This window comes from Halomonas sp. ND22Bw (assembly GCF_003011945.1).
Classification (GTDB): domain Bacteria; phylum Pseudomonadota; class Gammaproteobacteria; order Pseudomonadales; family Halomonadaceae; genus Halomonas; species Halomonas halophila.
This window is the reverse complement of record NZ_PXWD01000721.1, coordinates 1-277: the sequence shown is the minus strand read 5'-3', so window position 1 is coordinate 277 and position 277 is coordinate 1. Positions and strand designations below refer to the sequence as shown.

1 protein-coding gene is annotated in these 277 nt (G+C 69.7%); it reads right to left on the bottom strand.

Annotated elements, in window-relative coordinates:
- The coding region (locus CVH10_RS20015) for a PAS domain-containing protein (RefSeq protein WP_146143152.1) at window positions 1–277 on the bottom strand (277 nt) is incomplete at both ends.

Here is a 277-nt window from a genome sequence, read left to right as displayed (position 1 = left end):
CCACGGTCGAGGATATCCGCATAGGAGCCGTCGGCGCGCAGGAACCGGTACTCGTCCCGCCAGTGCTCCGCCCCGCCGTCGATCACGGCATGGATGCCGCTCCGGACGCGGTCGCGGTCCTCCGGGTGGATGCGCGACTTCCACCATCCGCCGCTCGCGCCGACCCCGTCCGGGGCATACCCGAAAAGGGTCTGCACGGCCTCGTTCCAACGGATGTGGTCGCTCGCGAGATCCCAGTCCCAGATGGCATCGTTGGTGGCACGCGAGGCCAGGCGGT